This is a genomic window from Bradyrhizobium sp. CCBAU 11386, assembly GCF_028128955.1.
Classification (GTDB): Bacteria; Pseudomonadota; Alphaproteobacteria; order Rhizobiales; family Xanthobacteraceae; genus Bradyrhizobium.
Map to the genome: position 1 here is coordinate 1 of NZ_LBKA01000102.1, position 1391 is coordinate 1391.

The 1391-nt window shown below is 64.9% G+C and carries 1 protein-coding gene; it reads left to right on the forward strand.

Annotation, left to right across the window (positions count from 1 at the left end):
• Window positions 1-1391, forward strand: a 1391-nt coding sequence (tnpC, locus tag XI09_RS08630; protein WP_271566462.1) for an IS66 family transposase, incomplete at both ends; no start/stop codon positions are given.

Genomic DNA, 1391 nt, shown 5'->3' on the forward strand with positions numbered 1-1391 from the left:
AAGGCTGCTGGATCAGCTCGAACTGACGCTGGAGGAGCTCGAGGCCTCAGCGACTGAGGACGAACTCGCTGCCGAAATGGCCGCGGCCAGGGCGACGAAGGTGGCCTCGTTCACGCGCAAGAAGCCGTCGCGCCAGCCGTTCCCGGACCATCTGCCTCGCGAGCGGGTGCTCGTGCCGGGACCTGTGGCGTGCGCTTGTTGCGGCGGAGCGCGGTTGTCCAAGCTCGGGGAGGACATTACCGAGACGCTGGAGGTGATCCCGAAATCCTGGAAGGTGATCCAGCACGTCAGGGAGAAGTTCAGCTGCCGTGATTGCGAGAAGATCAGCCAGGCCCCGGCGCCGTTCCACGTCATCGCCCGTGGTTGGGCCGGCCCCAGCTTGTTGGCGATGGTGCTGTTCGAGAAGTTCGGCCAGCACCAGCCGCTGAACCGGCAGGCCGAACGCTATGCCAAGGAAGGCGTGCCGATCAGCCTGTCGACCCTCGCCGACCAGGTTGGCGGCTGCACAGTCGCGCTGACGCCCTTGTTCCGGCGCCTCGAGGCCCACGTGCTGAGTGCCGAGCGATTGCATGGGGACGACACGACGGTGCCGGTCCTGGCCAAAGGCAAGACCGACACCGGCCGCATCTGGGTCTATGTGCGCGACGACAAGCCTTTTGGTGGGCAGGCCCCGCCGGGGGCAGTATTTTATTACTCGCGCGATCGCGCCGGCGAGCATCCCCAGGCCCATTTGGCTGGCTATAGCGGCATCTTCCAGGCCGATGCCTATGGCGGCTATGGCAAGCTTTACGAACGGGGCCGCAATGCAGGTCCGATCCTGGAAGCGGCGTGTTGGGTCCATGCCCGACGGCCATTCTTCGTGATGGCTGATTTGGCGGAGAATGCGCGCCGCAAGGTGCAAGGCAAAAAGCCAGCGGTGATCTCGCCGCTGGCGCTGGAAGCAGTCCGCCGGATCGATGCCTTGTTCGAGATCGAGCGCGGCATCAACGGCGAGACGCCCGAACGGCGCCAGGCCGTCCGTCAGGAGCTCAGCATGCCGCTGGTTGCCGATTTGGAAGCCTGGATGCGTGTGCAACGCGCCAAGCTCTCACGGCGCAACGATGTTGCCAAGGCGATGGACTACATGCTCAAGCGCTGGAGCGCGTTCACCCGCTTCCTCGACGATGGCCGCATCTGCCTGTCGAACAACGCCGCCGAACGAGCCCTGCGCGGCATCGCCCTGGGGCGAAAGTCCTGGCTGTTCTGTGGCTCCGACCGCGGCGGCAACCGTGCCGCGATGATGTACAGCCTGATCGTCACAGCCAAAATGAACGATGTGGATCCACAAGCCTGGCTCGCCGACGTCCTGGCACGCATCGCTGCACATCCGGTCCAACGGCTCGACGAACTTC